The organism is Maribacter sp., assembly GCA_020629415.1.
GTDB classification, from domain to species: Bacteria; Bacteroidota; Bacteroidia; order Flavobacteriales; family Flavobacteriaceae; genus Maribacter; species Maribacter huludaoensis.
Genome location: JAHDDL010000013.1, coordinates 1 through 20,719, shown reverse-complemented (window position 1 = coordinate 20,719; position 20,719 = coordinate 1). Strand labels below are relative to the sequence as shown.

Here is a 20,719-nt window from a genome sequence, read left to right as displayed (position 1 = left end):
AATTTCTTCCAAATATGATTACGATTAAAACCTACCTTAAAGTTGTTTTTCTGTTTTTTGTATCAACGTATGTTCAAGCACAATGCGAAGTTTTTAAAAGTGAAATTAGCGACGTACAGCGTTTTATGTCACAGTTCAGTACACTGTCAGATTCATTAAGCGGCCCAGCGGAAATCGCTGCCTTTGATGCTTCAATAAGTAAGGCAAGAAAAAACGCAAAAACGGTTATGTTATTAATGGGACAAGCAGTAAATGCTGCCGACGAGGCGGTAATATTAGCATCTGAAGCCCAATATGATTCTCAAACTTGCGGTTTAGAAGAGACTATAAGTTATACGATCGATGCAGAAAGACATGCCATAGATTCCCGCGACTTTTCTACTGAAGCTTTTGAAAATGTAAAAAATGCCGCAAAGGCAAACAATTTGGGTAATTTACAGTTTTACATGAGAAAAGCACAACGCCTAATAAAAGATGCAAAAGAGTCTGCAGATGCTTCTGTTTACGCTGCGGATAATGCACATTACAGTTGTAGCCATGATGTTGCCCACTTAAGTTTTGAGAAATAGGTCAGTCTTTTTTCTTGTTCACCAAGCCCTTGGTAAATTCATTTAGGGTTTCAACTTTTTCTTCAAAATCGCCCTTAATGGTTTTTCTAAATTCGTTGAGGTTTTTAACAAGGTCATCAATATTTTCAGGAATTACATCCTCAAAAAATTGACGTAATCTTTTGGCAGTGGTCGGTGATTTTCCGTTGGTAGAAATGGCTACTTTCACATTTCCCTTGGTTACGATACCCCCCATATAGAAATCGCAAAACGGTGGGTTGTCGGCTACGTTCACCAGTATTTGCCTTTCTCTGCAGTCGTGGTAAACTTGCTCGTTTACCGGAACATTATCCGTAGTGGCAATGGCAATATGTTTCCCTTTCAAATAAGAAACATCATAAGGTGCCACATTCATTTTAATGCCAAACTTATTGGCCAAGGCTATAGTTTCTTCCCTAAACATTGGTGATACCATTTCAACATGTGCCGTAGGGCTGGATTTCAATAAAAAAGTAAGTTTTTCTAACGCAACATTTCCACCGCCAACAATTAAGATATGCAGGTTGGATACTTTTAAAAATACGGGGTAAAGCTCATTCCTTTCCATGTAAAATTTTGTTTTCCTCAGTTTTATAATTAATGGTTACTCGTGTTCCTTTACCCAATTCCGAGTTTATGAACAGCCTCCCATTTATGTAATCTATACGTTCTTTCATGAAAAACAGGCCCATACCGCCTTCACTATTATTTTTAGGTAATTTACCTAAAATAGAATCGTCAAAACCTTTTCCATCATCATCAATGACGACACTTAAAATGGGATACGAATAATTTAGGGTAACCAAAATATAATTGGCTTCGGCATATTTAATGGCGTTGTTCACCGCTTCTTGTGTTACTCTATAAATGTTGGTTTCTGCCAAAGAATCAAATCTAATGTTGGCATCTGTCTTATTTTTGAAGAGAATGGTCTTACCGGTCAATTTAGAAAGCTCGGCGGTCATTTTTTGTATGGCCGGAAATATACCATGATCACTTAATTCTGGAGGGGTAAGGTTAAAAGTTGCTGTTCTGACACCTTTTATTAAGTCTGATGTAAGTGCTTTTAAGTAATCAATTTTCTCAGCTGTTTTTGTTTGGTCCTCAATATCTATAGATTCAATATTAAATTTTAATGCAGTAAGCATTTGACCTATTCCATCATGAATATCTTTTGCAATACGCTTTCTTTCCTCTTCTTGACCTTCTACGATCTGACTTGCTTGCGCCTTTTTTTGCTGCATGCGCTCCTCAAAATTTTGCTTGGTCAATTCCTGTACCTTAAGCTGGTTTTCTTTACGCTCGGTAATATCTGAACAAAGAATAAGAATGTCTTGTTCTAGGGTAGATTGGTGCATGGGAACAATGGACATATCTAACCAAACGGTATGGCCATTTTCTGTTACCACCTGCAATTCCTCATTACGTATTACATTCTTTCGGTTTATTTTCAACACCTCTTTTAAATAAGATTGCTGCCCTTCTTCTACAGTAAGTATTTCTGAAATTGGTTTGTTGACCGGGGTAGTTTCATATCCTAAAAGATCTAAAAACTTTTTACTGATAAAAACAATACTACCATCTTTTCTAATACTTGCAAAAAGAGCAGCATTGTCAATTACAAAATTCAGTTCTTGTAGTTCTTTTAGCGAGCGTTCCTTTTCGTCATAGAGGCTTTGTATTTTTTCAAGCTGATTTTTAGACTCCGCATCTTTTCCTATTAAATGGCCAATGGTATTTTTAATTTGGATGGATAAGGGCCTGAAAATAACAAAGATTTCGAGCAGAAGAATTAGTAGCGAAAAAGCAAGTAGCCAATATTCTTTTCGTTTTAACTTTTGAAGCTGTTCGTTACTACGTGCATCATACTCATTGACAATTTGGTCCATGAGGTTTAAAAACTGCCGCTCATTATTTAATAAGGTTTCTAAATCTGCTTGCTCTACCGGTGCATTAATATTTTGTTGATGGGTGAATAGTACATGTTCTATGGCATTGACCATGGCATTATGATGCGGATCAAGTTTTTTGAACAGTGATTGTACTTTGGGGTCATCTTCATAGGGTAGGTTAAAGGAGGCATCGCCTAAATGAAGGCCCATATGGGAAACTTTCCAAATTTCTAGGGTTTTTACAATTTCCGATAACACTAATTTTTTCTCCTCAGGGTTGTTCAGCGCTTTTAATAGTAAAGTCTCTTTTGTCAATTTTTGACTAAAGGCACGTTGCCTACCCGCAATGTTTATAAGTTGAGAATCGCCAGATTGTGCCTTTAAATGTAGTTGAATAAGTACTTGGGCAATAATTACCGTAAGCGCAATAGCGGCCAATGCCAATAGGTACCATTTACGTATACGTATAAACGTAGCGGTGTCCAATGGTATGTTACGCTCGTTATGGTCCATAAAAAAGCAATCGTATATTAAACTAGGCGTTTAGGGCCTTGGTAATTAAGTCTAAAGAGAATTTAGAAAGGGGAAGTTTTAAAGCTGCTTCTTGACCCTTGATTGACATTTTTCTCCATGTTTTTTGAAGAATATCAATAGTTTTGTCCTCTGGGTGTTTATGGGCAAAGGGTTCAAAATAGAACTCTAAAAAGACCAAACAAATAACATCTTCCAAAGTTTGGGTTTCTTCGTTTTTCTTTAGTTGTTTTTTCTGTAAAAGAAATTTGACATTGTCAATGGTTTCCTTGTCATAGCCAATATCTTCTAGAATAGAAGCGGCTTTTGTGGCATGGAACTTTTTTAATTCTTGTCTCCATCTCAAATACCCTTCACGGTTCATCTCGTAAGATTCTCTAGGAATTTCCCATCTACAGATATGTTGACATCTTGCGGTTAGGCGTAATGCTTCAGATGCATTGGGGTCAAAGGCATTTAGTCTTTCTGTCATGCGAATACCGTACAATACTTCTTTTGGGTAGGTAGTACCTTCAAAAACTTCGGTATTTGGATCTTGCTTATTGGCTTCGTCAAATTGTTGAAATGCTAGTAGTAATTTATCTGTGGTCGCCATAAGTCTTTTATTTACTCAAAGCTATTCAGAAAAGCCAACATACACAAAGTCCGACTCTATTTTTACAGGATATGTAGCAATGGGATCTAAAGTCCCGTTTAAATTCTCCCCGGTTTTTAACGAAAATGTATTCTTGTGAAGTGGGCAGGCCACTTTAGCTTCCATATTTTCTTCACCGATCATACCTCTGGAAAGTACCATTTCCATTTTATGCGGACAAAGGTTTTGGCAGGCGTACCAAGTACCTTCTCTTGTAAAATTGAATACGGCGATCTGTTTGTCCTTATATTTTATACAAGCTCCGCCATTCTTAGGAAATTTAGAAATTGGCGCGGCCTTGAACCAAACCTTAACATCACTGGCAGCTACACTTGCATACGTATTCAAAACAGATAAAGACATAATTTCGTTTTTTTGATTTTTAATAAATTTCTACACTTAGATGATTGCAATACTGGTTTATAAATAACCAACAACTGTCAACCATGAACCGTTACGCCCACTCCTTTGGCATTTTTTGTTCTCTTAAAGACACAAATTCAATATTGTTATCCGTTTCTTCAGAATTTACAAAGTGTGTATAGCGCTCTCTAATTTCTGGAGTTTCTACCGCTTCTTTCCATTCACATACATAAGAATCTACCAAGGCTTGCATTTCGGCATCCAATTCATCAACAATGCCCAAAGAGTCGTTAATAACAACGTTTTGTAAATAGGTAATGCCACCTTCTAATTTCTCTAACCAAGGTGCGGTTCTTTGTAAAGGTTGCGCTGTTTTTATGTAGAACATAATAAAACGATCTACGTATTTGATAGCGGTTTCCTTGTCAACTTTTTCAGCAAGTAAAAGGGCATGTTTAGGCGTAGCACCACCATTACCACCTACATAAACGTTCCATCCGCCTTCAACGGCAATAAATCCGAAGTCTTTGCCCCTTGCTTCTGCACATTCACGAATACAACCCGAAACGCCACCTTTAAATTTATGTGGAGATCGTATGCCTTTGTACCGGTGTTCTATTTCAATAGCAAAACTTACGCTTTCATCCATACCATAGCGGCACCATGTAGATCCCACACAACTTTTTACCGTACGTAAAGATTTTCCATAAGCTTGGCCCGTTTCAAATCCTTCGGCAATCAATTCTTCCCAAATAGGAGGTAATTCGTGCAGTTTTGCTCCAAACATATCTATGCGCTGACCACCGGTAATTTTGGTGTAGAGGTCATATTTTTGAGCTATTCTTCCAATGGCCATTAGTTGTTTAGGTGTAATCTCTCCGCCAGCAACCCTTGGTACAACAGAGTAGGTACCGTTACGTTGTATATTGGCCAAATATCGGTCATTACTATCCTGTATGGTTTCTTGCCTGTTGGCGGTTTCATTATATAGACTAGCAAATATTGCGGCAACTGCAGGCTTACATACTTCGCAACCATGCCCGGTACCTACTTCATCCAATAGGGTATCATAATCAGTAATCCCCTTTAATTTGGCAAGATCAAAAAGCTCTTGGCGAGAATAATCAAAATGTTCGCACAAGCGCTCTTTTACCGTTTTCCCTAAAGTCTTTAGGCTCTCCTTTATTAAATCTGCCACCATAGGTTTACACCCACCACAACCTGTAGTTGCCTTTGTGGCTTTGGCTACATCTTTCATGGTTTCATTGCCATCTTCTAATACGGAACAGCAAACTTGGCCTTTGGTAACCGCTTCACAAGAACAAATAACTGCGGTATCAGGCAGGTCCATGGCACTACCAAAAGCAGAGCCGCCTTCACCTCTAGAACCAACGATCAGTTCTTCAGCGTTATCGGGCAGCGGCATATTGTTCAAATACATTTGGTGTAAAATGCTATAATCTTCTGCGTCGCCCACCATAATTCCCCCTAAAAGAGTTTTACCGTCATGGCTTACGTTTATTCTTTTATAGATACCCTTTGTTTTGTTCTCGTAGATAATGGAAAGTCCCTTTTCCGCAGGCATGTAAGGAATACCGAAACTGGCAACATCAACACCTATTAATTTCAGTTTGGTAGACATATCTATTTCCGGTTTCATGACAACCTCGTTTTGCTCAAGAATTTGATTTACGGCCACCTCGGCCATTTCATAGCCCGGTGCCACTAAACCGTAGATCATTTGGTTGTATAACGCTACTTCACCAATTGCAAATATAGTTGGGTCAGAGGTTTGCATTTTATCGTTGACCACAATACCGCCACGCACGCCCATTTCTAGATTACAGGTTTTGCCCAATTCATCTCTTGGACGTATACCGGCGGAAATGACCAACATATCTACATCTAGTTTATCATCTTCGCCAAAATCCATACCTGTTATGGCGCCGTTACCCATAATACTATTGGTAGCTTTTCCAGTATGTATGGCAATACCTATGGATTCCAGTGTTAATTGTAGTACGTTACTACTTCTGGAATCTAGTTGTCTAGGCATTAATTTTGGAGCAAATTCAACCACATGCGGTTCTAGCCCCATGTCCATGACAGCTTTTCCTGCCTCTAGGCCAAGTAGTCCGCCACCAAGAATAGCCGCTTTACCGTTAGGTTTAGCTTTTTTAATTTCTTCGGCATATGCTAGCATTGCCTCTAGGTCTTCTATGGTTCTATAAACAAAGACACCTTTTTTCTCTACGCCTTGTATTGGAGGAACAAATGGAGCAGAACCCGTAGCCAATATCAGGTAGTCATATTTAAATTCTTTTTCACTGGCAGTAGTAATGGTCTTTTTACTTCTGTGGATATCGGTGACCCTTTCATTGACCACCAATTCTATATCATTATCCGCGTACCATTCCAAGGGCGCCATTTCTAGAGCTTTGGCATTTCTATTTTCAAAGAATTCGCTTAAGTGAACCCTGTCATAGGCTGCGCGTGGTTCTTCACCAAAAACAATTAGTTTAAAATGTTTGCTTTCTTCCCTTGCGGCAAATTTTTCACAGAATTTGTATCCTACCATTCCGTTACCGACAACAATTATTGTTTTCATACCCATATTGTTTAGCTACTTAGCAATATTACGTATAAATACGTATATAAATACTGATTTTATGAAAATAATTACGTATTCTTGTTGAAGAATCGATAAATAATAATGCTAAATACTATGAAGATGGAATTAGAAAAAACGGCAAAAGTAAGTTTAGTAGGTGCGGGCCCAGGAGCTAAAGATTTAATAACTATAAGGGGTTTGAAGGTATTGAACCAAGCCGATATTATTTTGTACGATGCATTGATCAGTGATGATCTATTATCTGAAATACGTACTGATATACCTAAGATATTTACGGGTAAAAGATGTGGTCAACATTCGCATTCCCAAGATAAAATCAATGAATTAATAGTAAAATATGCCTTTGAATACGGTCATGTGGTACGTTTAAAAGGAGGTGATCCTTTTGTTTTTGGCAGGGCAAATGAGGAAATAGAATATGTAGAGTCATTTGGCATACCTGTTAGTGTAGTTCCTGGAATTTCCAGTGCTATAGCTGTACCATCTAGTCAAGGTATACCGATGACCAAAAGAGGAATAAGTAGTAGTTTTTGGGTGATGACGGCAACAAAAAGAGATGGTACGTTTTCGCAAGATTTGCAATATGCAGCAAAATCTTCTACCACTATGGTAGTTTTAATGGGCATTAGAAAGCTTAATGAAATAGTGAAAGAAGTTAGTAAATATAGGGGTTCAATGACGCCTATTGCCATAATTCAAAACGGAACTACCCAACATGAAAAATGTTATGTAGCTACTTTAGATGCCTTGAATAATAATATAGGGGAGGTTGATATTACCAAACCGGGCATTATTGTCATTGGAGACGTGGTAGCTGATCATCCATCATTTTTTGAAGAAGAAGTACAGCGTATTCTACACCATGCTATTTAATCTAATAAAGGAGATTTCACCTTTATAGCAGTCTAATAAAAGGTAAACGGCAAGGCATTTTAGTGGCAGAAATTACACTATTTCAATTTTTTCGAGCATTTAATTTAGAATCGAATAATAGTAACAGGCTCATTTCCTTAATTCCTCAAAAATACGTAGTAATTTAAAATTATATTAAAAACTACGTATAATTACGTATTATTTATGGTAGGTTTGTATGATCTCAATAATGTGATCTGCTATAATATGAAAAATCAATCTAAAAAGTCTACCACCTTAAATTTAACGAATATAAAGAGTTTACCCATTCGTACTTTTTGGATAACCTCAATTGCATTTTTCATTTGTTTTTTTGCATGGTTTGGTATTGTACCCTTCATGCCAGATGTGGTTAAAGATTTAGGGCTGACTCCCGATCAAAAATGGAACTCAATTATATTTGCGGTTACAGGAACCGTTTTCGCTAGACTATTGATAGGAAAGCTTTGTGATAAATATGGTCCTAGGTTATGTTATACCTATTTACTGATACTAGGTGCCATTCCTGTAATTCTAATCGGTTTTGTGCAAACGCCGCTTCAATTTTTAATTTGCAGATTGTTTATTGGTTTTATAGGTGCTTCATTCGTAATAACCCAGTTTCATACATCTATCATGTTTGCACCCAATATTGTTGGTACCGCAAATGCAACTTCTGCCGGATGGGGTAATTTGGGTGGTGGTGCCAACCGTTTAGGTATGCCATTAATTGCTGCTGCAGTGGTAAGCTTTGGGGTTGCCGATGAAATTGCATGGAGATATTCAATGATTATTGCAGGTGTCATTGCCATGCTAATGGGGCTTGTTTATTATTTCTTTACCCAAGACACACCAGAAGGTAATTTTAAGGAATTAAAGGAGGAAGGTAAAATGCCGAAGCTAAAAAAAGATGAGGAATCGTTTTTAAGTGTCTTAAAGGATTATAGGGTATGGATTCTTTTCATTGTATACGCAGCATCTTTTGGAATGGAGCTTACAGTTTACGGAACCATGGATGATTATTTGCAAAACACCTTTGGGTTAACAAGGTCCACTGCGGGAAACTTGGTACTTTCTTTTGCCCTGATGAATATATTTGCCCGAACCTTGGGCGGCTTTTTCGGAGACCGTTTCGGTAGATTAAAAGGCTTGCGCGGTAGGGTACTTTTCTTAACGGTCATATTGGCTTTAGAAGGAGTTATGCTCTCCGTTTTTTCAATGGCAACAAGCTTTGCCATGGGAATTATATTTTTAATTGCCTTTAGTTTAACGGTACAAATGGCAGAAGGGGCAACGTTTTCGGTAGTGCCTTTTATAAATAAAAAGGCTATTGGTTCTATCTCTGGTATTGTTGGAGCAGGTGGTAATGTAGGTGCTTTTTTGGCGGCATTATTATTAAAATCAAAATCCGCTTTGGCAGAAACCAATGCCTTGGCCGCTAACGCTAATTTAGGTGAAGAAGCAATGAAGGCCGCTCAATCTGCTGCGGCATCGGGGGCTGTTTCAAGTGGGTATTTACTTATAGGTGGCTTTGTAATAGTCACGGCACTTGTTACGCTGGCCATTAAATTCTCTGCCGAAGATGAAAAACTAGTTAAGGAAGAATTACAAAAGGTAGATAAGCCCGTTATCAATTTATCGCCAAGTAGTATCTAAACTCATATCTATGCGAGCAGGTGCAAATCATATATCAACGCGTATTTCCGATTCATCGGAGCTGCTAGATAGTGCCTGTGGATTATGCTCCAATGAAAATTGTCTTATTCAAAAGAACATTCACACTTCTAGTATTGGCAAACTAGTAAAGGCAAGAAAAGAAATAAAGTGTAAAAAAGGACAGCAATTTATTATGGAAGGAGCTTCGGTAACCGGACTCTTCTTTCTTTTAAGTGGTAAGGTTAAAGTTTTAAGGACCGGACTACATGGTAAAGAACAAATTGTTCGATTTGCATCTCCAGGTGAAATCATTGGGCATAGAGGTTTTGGCACAGAAGAGACTTATCCAATTAGCGCCATTGCTTTGGTAGATTGCACCTTATGTTATTTTTCAAAAGAGTTACTTCAAGAAACATTAAGGGAAACACCTGGTCTTACGTATGATTTTATGCTGTTTTATGCCAATGAACTTAATCGTAGTGAAATTAGGGTAAAATCCTTATCTCAAATGACGGTTCGTGAACGGGTTATAGACACACTATTATATATTAACCGCAAATTTGGTCAGGTAAATGGGTATTCCTCACTTTTATTAAGCAGAAGAGAATATGCAGATTATGCGGGTACTACCGAGGAGCAGGTTATAAGAATGTTCTCTATTCTCAAAAAAGAGGGCTTATTGATTACCAAGGGCAAAAGAATTGGTATTGCTGATATAGCATTGCTCAAAAAAGAAATCTCAGAGCACAATTTCTATTTGGATAGTTAACTATCCTAGTTTAAGTACGTACCGTATATCTACTTATATATAATAAGTACGTCAGTACTGTAGTTTATTGATGTTTCTGTAAAAAACCTGCAATTTCACAGATTTTTATATGTTATAAAAGTCTTTTTTCTACTATGTTATTCCATAATAAGTACGTAGTCAAGGTTATATATTTGTTTAAACAATTAAGTATAAGTACTTATTTGTTCAGTTAAAGAATTATAAATCCAAAACACTATTATGGAACAGAACACTATAACACTAGTACAAAATTCATTTGAAAAAGTTAAGCCAATAGCAGATACGGCAGCTAAAATATTTTATGACAAGCTATTTAAATTAGACCCTACTTTAAAGAGTATTTTTCCAAAGAGTGAAGAAGCTATGGCGCTGCAGGGGAATAAATTAATGACCATGCTAGGAAGTGCGGTTGCGGGTTTGAATAATTTGGAAATGCTAGTGCCCGTATTGGAAAATTTAGGAAAACGTCATGTAAATTATAAAGTTGAGCCATCGCATTACAATACGGTAGGTTCGGCTTTATTAAGTACGTTGGAAACTGGCTTGGGCGATGAATTTACACCAGATGTAAAAGATGCTTGGACAAAAGTTTATGGCACTATGTCTTCAGTAATGATAAAAGCATCCTACTAACATAATAACCTTAAAACATTAGACTATGAAAAAGCTAAAAAACTCTCCCTTTCTTGTGTTAATAATTCTTATTGTAAGCCTCATCGTTTTAAACTCATGTGGTGGAGTTCCTGAAGAAAAAGGTAGCGGTAGTACTACAGAAAAAAATGTCTTCTCCGTTAATGAAGTTTTAGAAATGGTATCCAAAGAAAATGATGTTACCAGAACATTATACACTAAAGCTATTGTCGGGAAAGGTAAGCTACAAGGAATGAAATTTGATGAAGATTGGCGTAAAGATGATGTAGAAGCAGGTCCCTTGCCAGCATTGTTTTTACGGGGAGTGGCAACTAGTATTCGTAAAGGTCCAGTTCCTTTGGGTTTATACTTAGGATCAGATTTTCCAATTAATAATGCCAATAAATTCGAAGGAGAGCAAGAGTCTCTATTTGAAGATATAAAGGTTACACAAGAACCAAAATATTTTTATGATGAATCTCAAGAACTATATACGGCAATGTTTGCAGATTTGGCAAGTGCGCAAGCATGTGTTACCTGCCACAATGACCATCCTCAAACAGCAAAAACAGATTGGAAATTAGGTGATGTAATGGGCGCCACTACATGGCAATATCCAAAAGATTCATTAACGTATTCTGGTGCGGTAGAGGTTTTAAATGCCTATGCCCAAGGTACGGTAGATATTTATGTAGAATACCTAGATGAAATAGCAGCTTTTAAATCTTCAGAAAAGCCAATAATTGGAGATAAGTGGCCGGCAGAAGGAAACTACCTTCCATCGCCAGAAGTTTTTCTAGATAGTGTTAGAAAACTTTCTTCTTATGATACCATGAAAACTTTAATAGCCAGTAATTAATTAGAAAACTCAATTTTTGAAAAACAAAAACTTGACTACAATATTAGGTCTACTGCTTTTATCCTTGTTCTTTTTACAATTTTTTTTAAAACTAGAATGGACATGGTTAAAAATACAGCAGCAGCAAGAAATGTATAAAAGATGGTCTGGTCTATTTATGGCACTTTTAATAACCTTTCAATGGGTATTAACGTTGTTTAGGATGGTTAAAAAGTTAAGAAAGCATTCAATTAAAATGACGGCAATGCATAAATGGGCAGGAGCATTGAGTCCTATATTTTTCTATGCTCACAGCATTGGTCTGGGCTATGGGTACTTGGCACTATTATCATATCTGTTTTTTGCAAATGCTCTTTTAGGGTATGTAAATTTAGATGTTATAAAAAATAATAGTGATGTATTGTTTAAAGGATGGATGATGGCACACGTTGCCTTTTCAATAGTCATAACAATTTTAATGTTTTTTCATGTTGCCATGGTTTTTTATTATAAATAGAAATAAAGATGAAACTAACAGTAAAAAATATACAACAAGAAACAGCGGATACTGTAAGTGTAAGTTTTAAAAAAGGAGGCTTGTTCAATAAGCTAAAATATAACCCAGGGCAGTTTGTAACCTTGCATTTCAAGTTAAATGATATAGTGCATAAAAGAGCTTATTCTTTTAGTAGTAATCCTTTTACTGATGATGAGCCGAAAATCACGGTTAAACGTGTAAAAAACGGATTAGTTTCTAATTATATACATGATTCTTTGAAGGTTGGCGATAAGATACCAGTAGATAAGCCAGGCGGAAGTTTTTTCGTAAAACCAGAAAAAGGACAACAAAAAAACTACGTGTTATTTGCTGGAGGAAGCGGAATAACTCCGGTATTTTCAATAATTAGTTCGCTTTTACATAAAGAACCTAAATCTAAAATTATACTTATTTATGCCAATCGATTTTTAAATTCAATAATATTTAAAGAGAAATTGGAAAAACTTCGTAAAGAATATGAGGATAGGTTCAAGATTGAATTTTTAATATCCAAAGAAATACCGGTATTGGATAATTATCATCATGGTTTAATTACTGATGGTATAGTAATGGATGTTTTAGAGAAATATGATTTGGCTTTTGGAAAAGGTCAGTATATGATTTGTGGTCCTTTCGGTTTTATGGAAGCTGTAAAAAGCATTTTATATGTAAACGGAGTATCACCAACAAAAATAAAAGAGGAGTTATTTAAAAGACCGGATAGGGTAGTGTTAAAAAATGGAGTACTTAGTAAAGTACAAATTCAACTAAAAGGCAAAAGTCATGAACTTAGTGTGCAGGGTAATACTACCATTTTGCAAGCGGCAATGGCAAATAATATAGAGATGCCTTATTCCTGTAGGTCTGGAATGTGTTCAACTTGTTTAGCATCTTGTATCTCTGGAGATATAAGTATGACCGAAGGTCATTTTTTAGAGCAGAAAGATGTAGATGCAGGAAAAATATTGACCTGCGTAAGCTATCCTACAAGTGAAAATGTGGTAATCTCAATATAATTATGGGTATATTTAAGGTAACTCCTTTACGAAAAAGACAATTTATTGGTGGTCTAATAGGTATTCTTATTGGCGCAGGTATTATTGGTTTTTTTTCATTGAAATCATCAGAAGAATATATTTCATTGGGTCCAATGAATAATGGTCATGAAGAAATTTCATGTGTAGCTTGCCATGCAGATGCTAATGGAAACTTAGTGCAACAAATACAATCAAATATTTCACATGCAGCTGGCATACGTGAAAAAAGTGTTGATTTTGGCTCAAAAGATGTTACCGTTAAAAATTGTTTAGAATGTCATGACCGCCCTAATGACAGGCATCCAACATATAGATTTTCGGAACCTCGCTTTAAAAAGGCAATTAAGAATATAGATGCTACAACCTGTATTACTTGCCATTCAGAACATAATGGTGAGCGTGTAAGTCTTAAGGCGGTTAATTACTGTATGAATTGTCATCAAGATTTAGAAGTTGAAAATGACCCCGTAGATGTTCCGCATTCAGAATTAATTGCGAAAGAACAGTGGTTTACTTGTATTCAATGCCATGATTTTCATGGAAATCATAGGTATGTTGTGCCTACCAAATTGAACGATACCATTCCTTTAGATAGAATTCAAGTCTATTTAGAAGGTGGAGAAGATCCCTATAGCAACGATAAAAAGTATTTGGGCCTATCTGAGCCAGAATGGATTAAAACACTTCAAAAGAAATAGCTTACATACATCTTTCTAGTTTTAGTAGCTACGTAATTATACTTTTTTACGTAAGAATTACTTATTTCTGTTTAAGTACTGTTTATTAGTTGTTTACGTAAATAAAACTGCGTTTTGGCAGTTTACAATATGGCGTAAAAAGATACTTATTTATGTGCTAGGACATTATAGGTATTTAGTCATTACGTATACATTTGCTTTAAATAAGTATTAATACGTAGTTAAATTTTAAAACACACTAATATGAAAACCATTTTTAACCGAGCAACATTACTCGCAACAGTAGCGACAGTGCTTATGTCATGTGGCGGAAAAGACGCTAAAAAGGCAACAACAAATACAGAAGAAGCTGTAGCCTCAAAAACTAAAATGCTGGATATTGAAAAGCCACAGTTAACTTTTGGTTTTATAAAGTTGACCGATATGGCACCATTGGCCATTGCAAAAGAAAAGGGCTTTTTTGAAGAGGAAGGACTTTTTGTTTCGGTAGAAGCACAATCTAACTGGAAAAATGTATTGGACCGTGTTATTGACGGTCAGTTAGACGGTTCGCACATGTTGGCAGGCCAACCAATTGCTGCAGGGGCAGGTTTTGGTAGACAAGCAGAATTGGTTACTCCGTTCTCTATGGATTTAAATGGAAATGGAATTACGGTATCTAATGATGTTTGGTCAAAAATGAAACCAAATGTACCTGCAGATTCAGATGGTAAGCCAATTCATCCTATTAAGGCAGATGCATTAAAACCTGTAATTACCTCTTATAAAAATGAAGGGAAACCTTTTAAAATGGGAATGGTTTTCCCGGTATCTACCCATAATTACGAATTGCGTTATTGGTTGGCTGCAGCAGGTATTCACCCAGGTATGTATACTGCAGATAATGTACAAGGGCAAATAGATGCCGAGGTTTTACTTTCTGTTACACCTCCGCCACAAATGCCGGCTACATTGGAGTCCGGTACTATTTACGGATACTGTGTAGGTGAGCCTTGGAACCAACAAGCGGTATTTAAAGGAATAGGTGTTCCGGTTACTACCAACTATGATATTTGGAAGAATAATCCTGAGAAAGTATTTGTAATGACCAAGCAGTTTGTAGAGCAGAACCCTAATACGGCAATTGCGGTTACAAAAGCATTGATCAGAGCGGGTAAATGGTTAGATGAGCCTTCTAATAGAGCAGAAGCGGTTGAGATTCTTTCTATGTCTCAATATGTAGGTGCGCCAAAAGAAGTATTGGCAAATTCTATGACCGGTACTTTTGAATTCGAAAAAGGAGACAAGCGAGAAATGCCAGATTTCAATGTATTCTATAAGTACAACGCAACATACCCATTCTATTCTGATGGTATTTGGTTCTTAACTCAAATGCGTAGATGGGGACAAATTCCAGAAGCTAAAACTACAGACTGGTACGCTAGTACCATTAAGGATATCTACAGACCTGACATTTGGAAAAAGGCTGCGGATCTTTTGGTTGCCGAAGGTCAAATTCCTGCAACGGATATACCTGCAACAGATGGATATAAAGCACCTACGGCAGATTTTATAGACGGTACAACCTATGATGCCAAAGATCCAATTGGATATATCAATAGTTTTTCTATAGGTAACAAAGACAAAAAGTAAGCACATTTATTCATTGACTTTAAACAAATTATTATGGAGCAAGAAATGGTCTTAAAAAACGAAAAAAGCATGTCTGTAAGTTTTAAGCAGTTACTTTTAAAACTTACACCAAGTGTAAAAAAGGATGGCATTATAAAATCTATGAAGAATGCTGGGATAACACTTCTATCCATCTTATTGTTTATAGGTTTATGGCATATGGGATCTAAAGCCCTCTACAATAAAGAGGCAGATTACAAGGTAGAAAAAGCGTTGCAAGAACGGGGCGAAGAAGCTGCAGCGGCAGAGCGAGCTTGTATAGAGTCTGGTGACAGTAGTTGCCAGCCCAACACCCTACCATCACCTACGCAGGTTTGGGCTTCTTTAAAATCTTTGGTCGCAGATCACCAAGTTATAAAAGCGGACAAGGCTGCCTTTGCGGAAAAATTGTCGGCTACCAATGAAAAATTAATTGCACAGGGCAAAGATCCTATTGTTTATACGGGTAGAGCGTCATTTATAGATATAGTACTTACTAGTATTAAAACGGTATTTGCAGGTTTTCTATTGGCATTGTTGATTGCTGTGCCCATAGGTATTATAATAGGTCTTAGTCCGTCTTTACGTAGTGCGTTCAACTGGTTTATCCAAGTTTTTAAGCCAGTATCGCCCGTGGTTTGGTACTTATTGGTTTTTATGATCGTAAAAACATTGTACATAGGCGATAGTTCAGATAATGCCTTTGTAATTTCTTTTATCAGTGTTGGGTTATGTGCCATGTGGGCAACTTTGGTCAATACGGCAATGGGGGTATCATCGGTAGATAAAGATTATATCAATGTAGCCAAGGTATTGAAATTAGGCACGTTTCAAAAAGTATTCAAAGTAATACTGCCATCATCGTTACCCTTAATTTTTACAGGTCTAAGAATTACGCTTTCTGTTGCTTGGATGGTTTTGATCGCCATTGAATTGCTTGCACAAAGTCAAGGTTTAGGTCTTTTCGTTTGGGAGGAATTCCAGAATGGTGCCAACGACTCCAATTCAAAAATCATTGTGGCCATGTTCGTCATAGGTATCATTGGGTTTTTATTGGATAGGTTGATGTTGACCGTACAGAACATGGTTTCTTTCAACAAAAACGAGATGGCATAATTTATAAAAAGAAGAGCATGGCATACTTAGAACTAAATAATATATACAAAACCTATGGTGAAGGAGATGGAAGTACAGAAGTACTGTCTAACATTAACCTCACCATGGATGAAGGAGAATTTGTTGCCATTGTAGGGTTTACGGGTAGCGGTAAGACCACCTTGGTAAATTTGATCAACGGCTTGTTACAGCCAACAAGCGGCGAAGTACTTTTTAAAGGAAAACCGGTAACCGATACCAGCCATGAACGTGGAGTTATTTTTCAAAACTATTCGCTATTGCCATGGTTAACTGTTGGGCAAAATATTTACATGGCGGTAAAGGAAGCTTTTCCAAAAGAAAGCAAAGCAGATTTAATGAAAAGGGTAAAAGAGTATGTGGCTATGGTAAGTCTTAGCCCCGCAATCAATAAAAGACCCAAAGAACTTTCTGGAGGAATGCGCCAAAGGGTGGCGGTTGCACGTGCCTTGGCCATGAACCCTGAGATGATCATTATGGATGAACCCTTAGGAGCTTTAGATGCTTTGACCAGAGGTAATCTGCAAGATGAGATTTTGAATATTTGGAGCCAGGACAAGCGTACGGCATTATTGATTACCAATGATGTTGATGAAGGTATTTACATGGCAGATAGAATAATACCTCTTAAGCCGGGACCAAATGCCACTTTGGGTCCGGAGTTTAAAATAGATATAGAAAGGCCAAGGGATAAAACGGCCATGAATGACAATCCTGTTTACAAGAAAACCAGAAATGCCATTATAGAATATCTAATGGACATAGGTGAAGAGAGAAAAACGGTATCTAACGTAGAATATAAATTGCCAGAGCTTACACCAAAAAGTTTTGTCGCCTAAAGAATTGGAAAATGAATACAATAGAACAATCTAACGAAGTATATTCAGAGAACGGCATTGTCTACCCATCCAAGGTAATGCTAGATTTGGCCGACTTAAAAAAAGTGTACCCTACGCCAAAAGGAGATTATGTGGTTCTTGAAGATTTGAATTTACAGATCTTAAAAGAAGAATTCGTAACCATTATTGGGCATTCAGGATGTGGTAAAACAACCATGCTTTCCATGATAGCAGGTCTTAATCCTATTTCTGGCGGTAATATTTCAGTCTTGGGAAATCCGGTAAAAGGTCCGGGTCCAGATAGGGGGGTTATTTTTCAATCTCCAAGCTTAATGCCTTGGATGACCGCACTTCAGAATGTTTTATTAGGGGTCAACCAGGTTTTTCCTCAAGCCACTAAAGGACAGCGAGAAGACATTGCCAAATATTATTTACACAAAGTAGGTCTTGAGAATGCCTTTCATAAAAAAGCATCAGAACTATCTCAAGGCATGCAACAACGTGTAGGTATTGCCAGAGCCTTTGCCATTAAACCAAAAGTATTGTTGTTAGATGAACCTTTTGGAATGCTAGACTCGTTGACCAGGGGTGAGTTGCAAGATATTCTCATAGAAATTTGGAACAAGGAGAAAATTACGGCGGTCATGATTACCCATGATGTGGATGAGGCCATTTTTTTAGCTGATCGTGTTATTATGATGACCAGTGGGCCTAGGGCAAAAATTGGGGATATACTCTCCATTGACTTTGAACGACCACGAACTCGCAAATCTGTCTTGGAAAGCGACGATTATTATACCTACAGAAAACACCTAATAGATTTTTTAGAACACTAACAAATAACTCAATCAATATTTAAAAATTACGATTATGAAAAAGCAATATCTAATCATCACCCTATTGTTTCTAACGGCGAATGCCATACATGCACAATTTACTTTAGATGGGCAGTTTAGGCCAAGAACGGAATACAGACATGGCTTTGGTAGTTTAATACCAGATGCGGCAGATGCCGGATTCGCCATTTCTACACGTGCACGTTTAAATGCCAAGTATGAATCTGAGGCGTATCAGTTTTACCTAAGCCTACAAGATGTAATGGTTTGGGGTGAGAACAGACAAATTCTACCAGATGATCAAAACGATTCTTTTGCCGTATTTGAAGCATGGGCAAATATTAATTTAGGAAAAGGTTGGTCTACCAAATTGGGGCGTCAAGTGATATCTTATGACGATCAAAGAATATTTGGTGGGTTAGACTGGGCTCAACAAGGAAGAAACCACGATGCGGGACTTTTAAAGTACAAAAAAGATAAATTTATTTTGGATATAGGTTTGGCCTTTAGTCAAGATTTTGACAACCCAACAGGGTTTCAATCAGTAGGTACGGCATATAATACAGCAGGGTTTTTTACTTATAAGACCATGCAATATGTATATGCAAAACAACAATGGGACGGTTTTTCGGCAAGTTTATTGGCCCTGAACAATGGCTTTCAAAATTTTGACGATACAGACGCTGCAGATGGTGTAAGCAATTTGCAAACAATTGGTACGCATTTAAATTTAAAACAAGGAAAGTTCAATGCTAATGCCAACTTGTTTTTACAGACGGGAGAAAGACAAAACGAAGTAAAATCTAGTGCCTATTTATTAGGTTTGGAATTGGGTTATAAAGCAAGTGACAAAGTAGCGTTGGGTATTGGTACAGAAGTAATCAGTGGTAATAAAGCGGATACTACGGACAAAACCGAAGCGTTTTTTCCACTATACGGCACCAATCATAAGTTCAACGGATTCATGGATTATTTCTACGTAGGTAACCATGCCAATTCTGTAGGTCTTTTTGATATTCACGCAAGTGCAAAATTCGATTTAGGCAAGCAGTCTAGCCTATTGGTAAAGGTGTTGAACTTTAGTGGTGAGCAAGAATTACCAAGTGGCGAGAAATCATTGGGTACTGAAATTGATTTGGTATTTGCGAAAAAATTCAAAGGCTACGGTTTGGCAATCGGGTACTCTCAAATGTTTGCTGCAGATGGTATGTATGAACTTAAGGGAATTACAGATGATCTTGCTGCCAGTAGCCAAAATTGGGCATGGGTACAGTTAACCATAAAGCCTCAATTTTTGAACACTAAAAAAGAATAGTATTTGTATTTAAATTAGTTTGGTTATACGGTCTATACAGCACTTTTTGTATAGACCGTATTTTTTTTAAAATTATATGTAATTTAGCTGCATACGTATAATTACTTATATTTTGAGCGAAATAACAAGAATAGTATTGGCAGATGATCACGCTTTGGTAAGGGACGGTATACGTTCTTTATTGGAATCAGAATCTGATTTACAAGTGATCGGTGAAGCATCTAACGGTAAAGAGGCCATTGATTTGGTAGGGGAAGTAAATCCCGATATTTTGATCATTGATATTAGAATGCCCGTTATGAACGGTATTGATGCCGTTGCTGAATTGACGCAAAGTAAATCTTCGGTGAAAACTATAATCTTGTCAATGCATGATTCTGAAGAGTATATCTTGAAATCCATTAGCTCTGGTGCCAATGGGTATTTATTGAAAGATACTGATAAATCAGAGTTCATTAAAGCTATACATACCGTTAGGGAAGGTGGTAAATATTTTAGCGGAGATATTAGTAATGTGTTGGTAAATAATCTTTTGGGCGGTAAAAATGAGGTTGTAAAAAAAGAAGAAACACCAAAGAAGTCAGGTGATAATGTCTTTGACCTTACCAATAAAGAATTAAAAGTGCTAGAGTTGGTACTCTCTGGCTTAACCAATCAACAAATATCAGAGAAACTTCAAAACAGCAAACGTACTATAGAAACACATCGTTTTAATTTAATGCGTAAGATGGATGTAAAAAATCTTATTGATCTTTCTAAAAAATCACAGAAACACAATTTGATTTAGAAAAATCTTATGATATTGTAAGAAAAATTCTAAATGAAAAATAATATCCTCATAGCCCTTATAACTTTCGTATTTATTTTTAATTCTTGCGATGATTGTGGTGATAAAGATTGTTTTACGCCACCAGAAGGCTTCACTTTTGAATTGGTAGATAAAACAACGAAGGAAAATTTGTTTACCAACGAGAGCTTTAGTTCAAACGAAATTAGTGTAACAAACCTTGCTGATAACTCGAATTTAGAATTTAATTTTATAGATGAGGATGATGTCAATCTAATTCAAATAAATTCGATTGGTTGGGAATCTGAAACAGTAAATGCATTGATTACCGTGTCAGGTATTGATATTTTCAATTTAATTGTTGACGCAGAAAGAACTACTGAAGACTGCTGTGAGTTTACAAGATATAATGACATTAGCATTGAAAACGCTGAATTTGAA

The 20,719-nt window shown here is 36.8% G+C and carries 21 protein-coding genes; 16 read left to right on the top strand and 5 right to left on the bottom strand.

Going from position 1 to position 20,719, the window contains the following annotated elements:
- The first annotated feature begins 14 nt into the window (after positions 1-14).
- Positions 15-569 (top strand): hypothetical protein, encoded by a 555-nt coding sequence (locus tag QZ657_RS07215; RefSeq protein ID WP_291965904.1) that lies wholly within the window; start codon positions 15-17, stop codon positions 567-569.
- Between the two features lies 1 nt (position 570).
- On the opposite strand, the gene QZ657_RS07210 is transcribed toward QZ657_RS07215, so the two are convergent.
- The 5 genes from QZ657_RS07210 to nirB form a co-directional block, all read right to left on the bottom strand.
- Positions 571-1,155, bottom strand: coding sequence for a bifunctional precorrin-2 dehydrogenase/sirohydrochlorin ferrochelatase (locus QZ657_RS07210; RefSeq protein WP_291961841.1), 585 nt, complete (start codon positions 1,153-1,155; stop codon positions 571-573).
- Entirely contained in the window at positions 1,142-2,992 is a 1,851-nt protein-coding gene (locus tag QZ657_RS07205) for an ATP-binding protein (RefSeq protein WP_291965903.1), read from the bottom strand. Before QZ657_RS07205 ends, QZ657_RS07210 begins: the two co-directional genes overlap by 14 nt.
- A gap of 22 nt (positions 2,993-3,014) precedes the next feature.
- A complete protein-coding gene (locus tag QZ657_RS07200) occupies positions 3,015-3,605 on the bottom strand; it encodes a DUF4202 domain-containing protein (RefSeq protein ID WP_291961837.1) in 591 nt (196 codons plus the stop codon).
- 21 nt (positions 3,606-3,626) lie between these two features.
- On the bottom strand, positions 3,627-4,007 hold the full coding sequence (gene nirD, locus QZ657_RS07195) for a nitrite reductase small subunit NirD (protein ID WP_058104632.1): 381 nt from the start codon (positions 4,005-4,007) through the stop codon (positions 3,627-3,629).
- Positions 4,008-4,098: 91 nt separating this feature from the next.
- On the bottom strand, positions 4,099-6,615 hold the full coding sequence (gene nirB / locus QZ657_RS07190; protein ID WP_291965901.1) for a nitrite reductase large subunit NirB: 2,517 nt from the start codon (positions 6,613-6,615) through the stop codon (positions 4,099-4,101).
- Positions 6,616-6,738: 123 nt separating this feature from the next.
- On the opposite strand from nirB, the gene cobA reads away from it, so the two are divergent.
- The 15 genes from cobA to QZ657_RS07115 all read left to right on the top strand — a co-directional run.
- Complete coding sequence (gene cobA / locus QZ657_RS07185) at positions 6,739-7,512, top strand: uroporphyrinogen-III C-methyltransferase (protein ID WP_366934160.1); 774 nt, start codon at positions 6,739-6,741, stop codon at positions 7,510-7,512.
- A 246-nt stretch (positions 7,513-7,758) separates the two neighbouring features.
- Positions 7,759-9,186 carry an MFS transporter gene (locus QZ657_RS07180; RefSeq protein ID WP_291965897.1) on the top strand — a complete coding sequence of 476 codons (1,428 nt, stop codon included), beginning with the start codon at positions 7,759-7,761 and terminating at the stop codon, positions 9,184-9,186.
- A 10-nt stretch (positions 9,187-9,196) separates the two neighbouring features.
- Positions 9,197-9,955 carry a Crp/Fnr family transcriptional regulator gene (locus QZ657_RS07175; protein ID WP_276470637.1) on the top strand — a complete coding sequence of 253 codons (759 nt, stop codon included), beginning with the start codon at positions 9,197-9,199 and terminating at the stop codon, positions 9,953-9,955.
- Between the two features lie 240 nt (positions 9,956-10,195).
- Positions 10,196-10,609: a globin family protein gene (locus QZ657_RS07170; RefSeq protein ID WP_276470638.1), complete on the top strand. Its 414-nt coding sequence runs from the start codon at positions 10,196-10,198 to the stop codon at positions 10,607-10,609.
- Positions 10,610-10,634: 25 nt separating this feature from the next.
- Positions 10,635-11,465 carry a DUF3365 domain-containing protein gene (locus QZ657_RS07165; protein WP_291961826.1) on the top strand — a complete coding sequence of 277 codons (831 nt, stop codon included), beginning with the start codon at positions 10,635-10,637 and terminating at the stop codon, positions 11,463-11,465.
- A gap of 16 nt (positions 11,466-11,481) precedes the next feature.
- Positions 11,482-11,961 carry a hypothetical protein gene (locus tag QZ657_RS07160; RefSeq protein ID WP_291961824.1) on the top strand — a complete coding sequence of 160 codons (480 nt, stop codon included), beginning with the start codon at positions 11,482-11,484 and terminating at the stop codon, positions 11,959-11,961.
- 8 nt (positions 11,962-11,969) lie between these two features.
- Entirely contained in the window at positions 11,970-12,998 is a 1,029-nt protein-coding gene (locus QZ657_RS07155) for a ferredoxin--NADP reductase (RefSeq protein WP_291965895.1), read from the top strand.
- Positions 12,999-13,000: 2 nt separating this feature from the next.
- Positions 13,001-13,717 carry a cytochrome c3 family protein gene (locus QZ657_RS07150; protein ID WP_291965893.1) on the top strand — a complete coding sequence of 239 codons (717 nt, stop codon included), beginning with the start codon at positions 13,001-13,003 and terminating at the stop codon, positions 13,715-13,717.
- 243 nt (positions 13,718-13,960) lie between these two features.
- The gene (locus QZ657_RS07145; RefSeq protein WP_276470643.1) at positions 13,961-15,349 is read left to right on the top strand and encodes a CmpA/NrtA family ABC transporter substrate-binding protein; all 1,389 of its coding nucleotides are present in this window, start codon (positions 13,961-13,963) and stop codon (positions 15,347-15,349) included.
- A 33-nt stretch (positions 15,350-15,382) separates the two neighbouring features.
- Entirely contained in the window at positions 15,383-16,483 is a 1,101-nt protein-coding gene (locus tag QZ657_RS07140; protein WP_291965891.1) for an ABC transporter permease, read from the top strand.
- A 17-nt stretch (positions 16,484-16,500) separates the two neighbouring features.
- Positions 16,501-17,340, top strand: a complete 840-nt coding sequence (locus QZ657_RS07135; protein WP_058104637.1) for an ABC transporter ATP-binding protein — start codon at positions 16,501-16,503, stop codon at positions 17,338-17,340.
- An 11-nt stretch (positions 17,341-17,351) separates the two neighbouring features.
- A complete protein-coding gene (locus QZ657_RS07130; RefSeq protein ID WP_276470645.1) occupies positions 17,352-18,176 on the top strand; it encodes an ABC transporter ATP-binding protein in 825 nt (274 codons plus the stop codon).
- A 34-nt stretch (positions 18,177-18,210) separates the two neighbouring features.
- Positions 18,211-19,491 carry an alginate export family protein gene (locus QZ657_RS07125; RefSeq protein WP_291965889.1) on the top strand — a complete coding sequence of 427 codons (1,281 nt, stop codon included), beginning with the start codon at positions 18,211-18,213 and terminating at the stop codon, positions 19,489-19,491.
- 112 nt (positions 19,492-19,603) lie between these two features.
- Positions 19,604-20,278 (top strand): response regulator transcription factor, encoded by a 675-nt coding sequence (locus tag QZ657_RS07120; protein WP_291965887.1) that lies wholly within the window; start codon positions 19,604-19,606, stop codon positions 20,276-20,278.
- Between the two features lie 33 nt (positions 20,279-20,311).
- Positions 20,312-20,719 (top strand): hypothetical protein (locus QZ657_RS07115; RefSeq protein ID WP_291965885.1); only part of this gene is annotated, 408 nt, incomplete at its 3' end.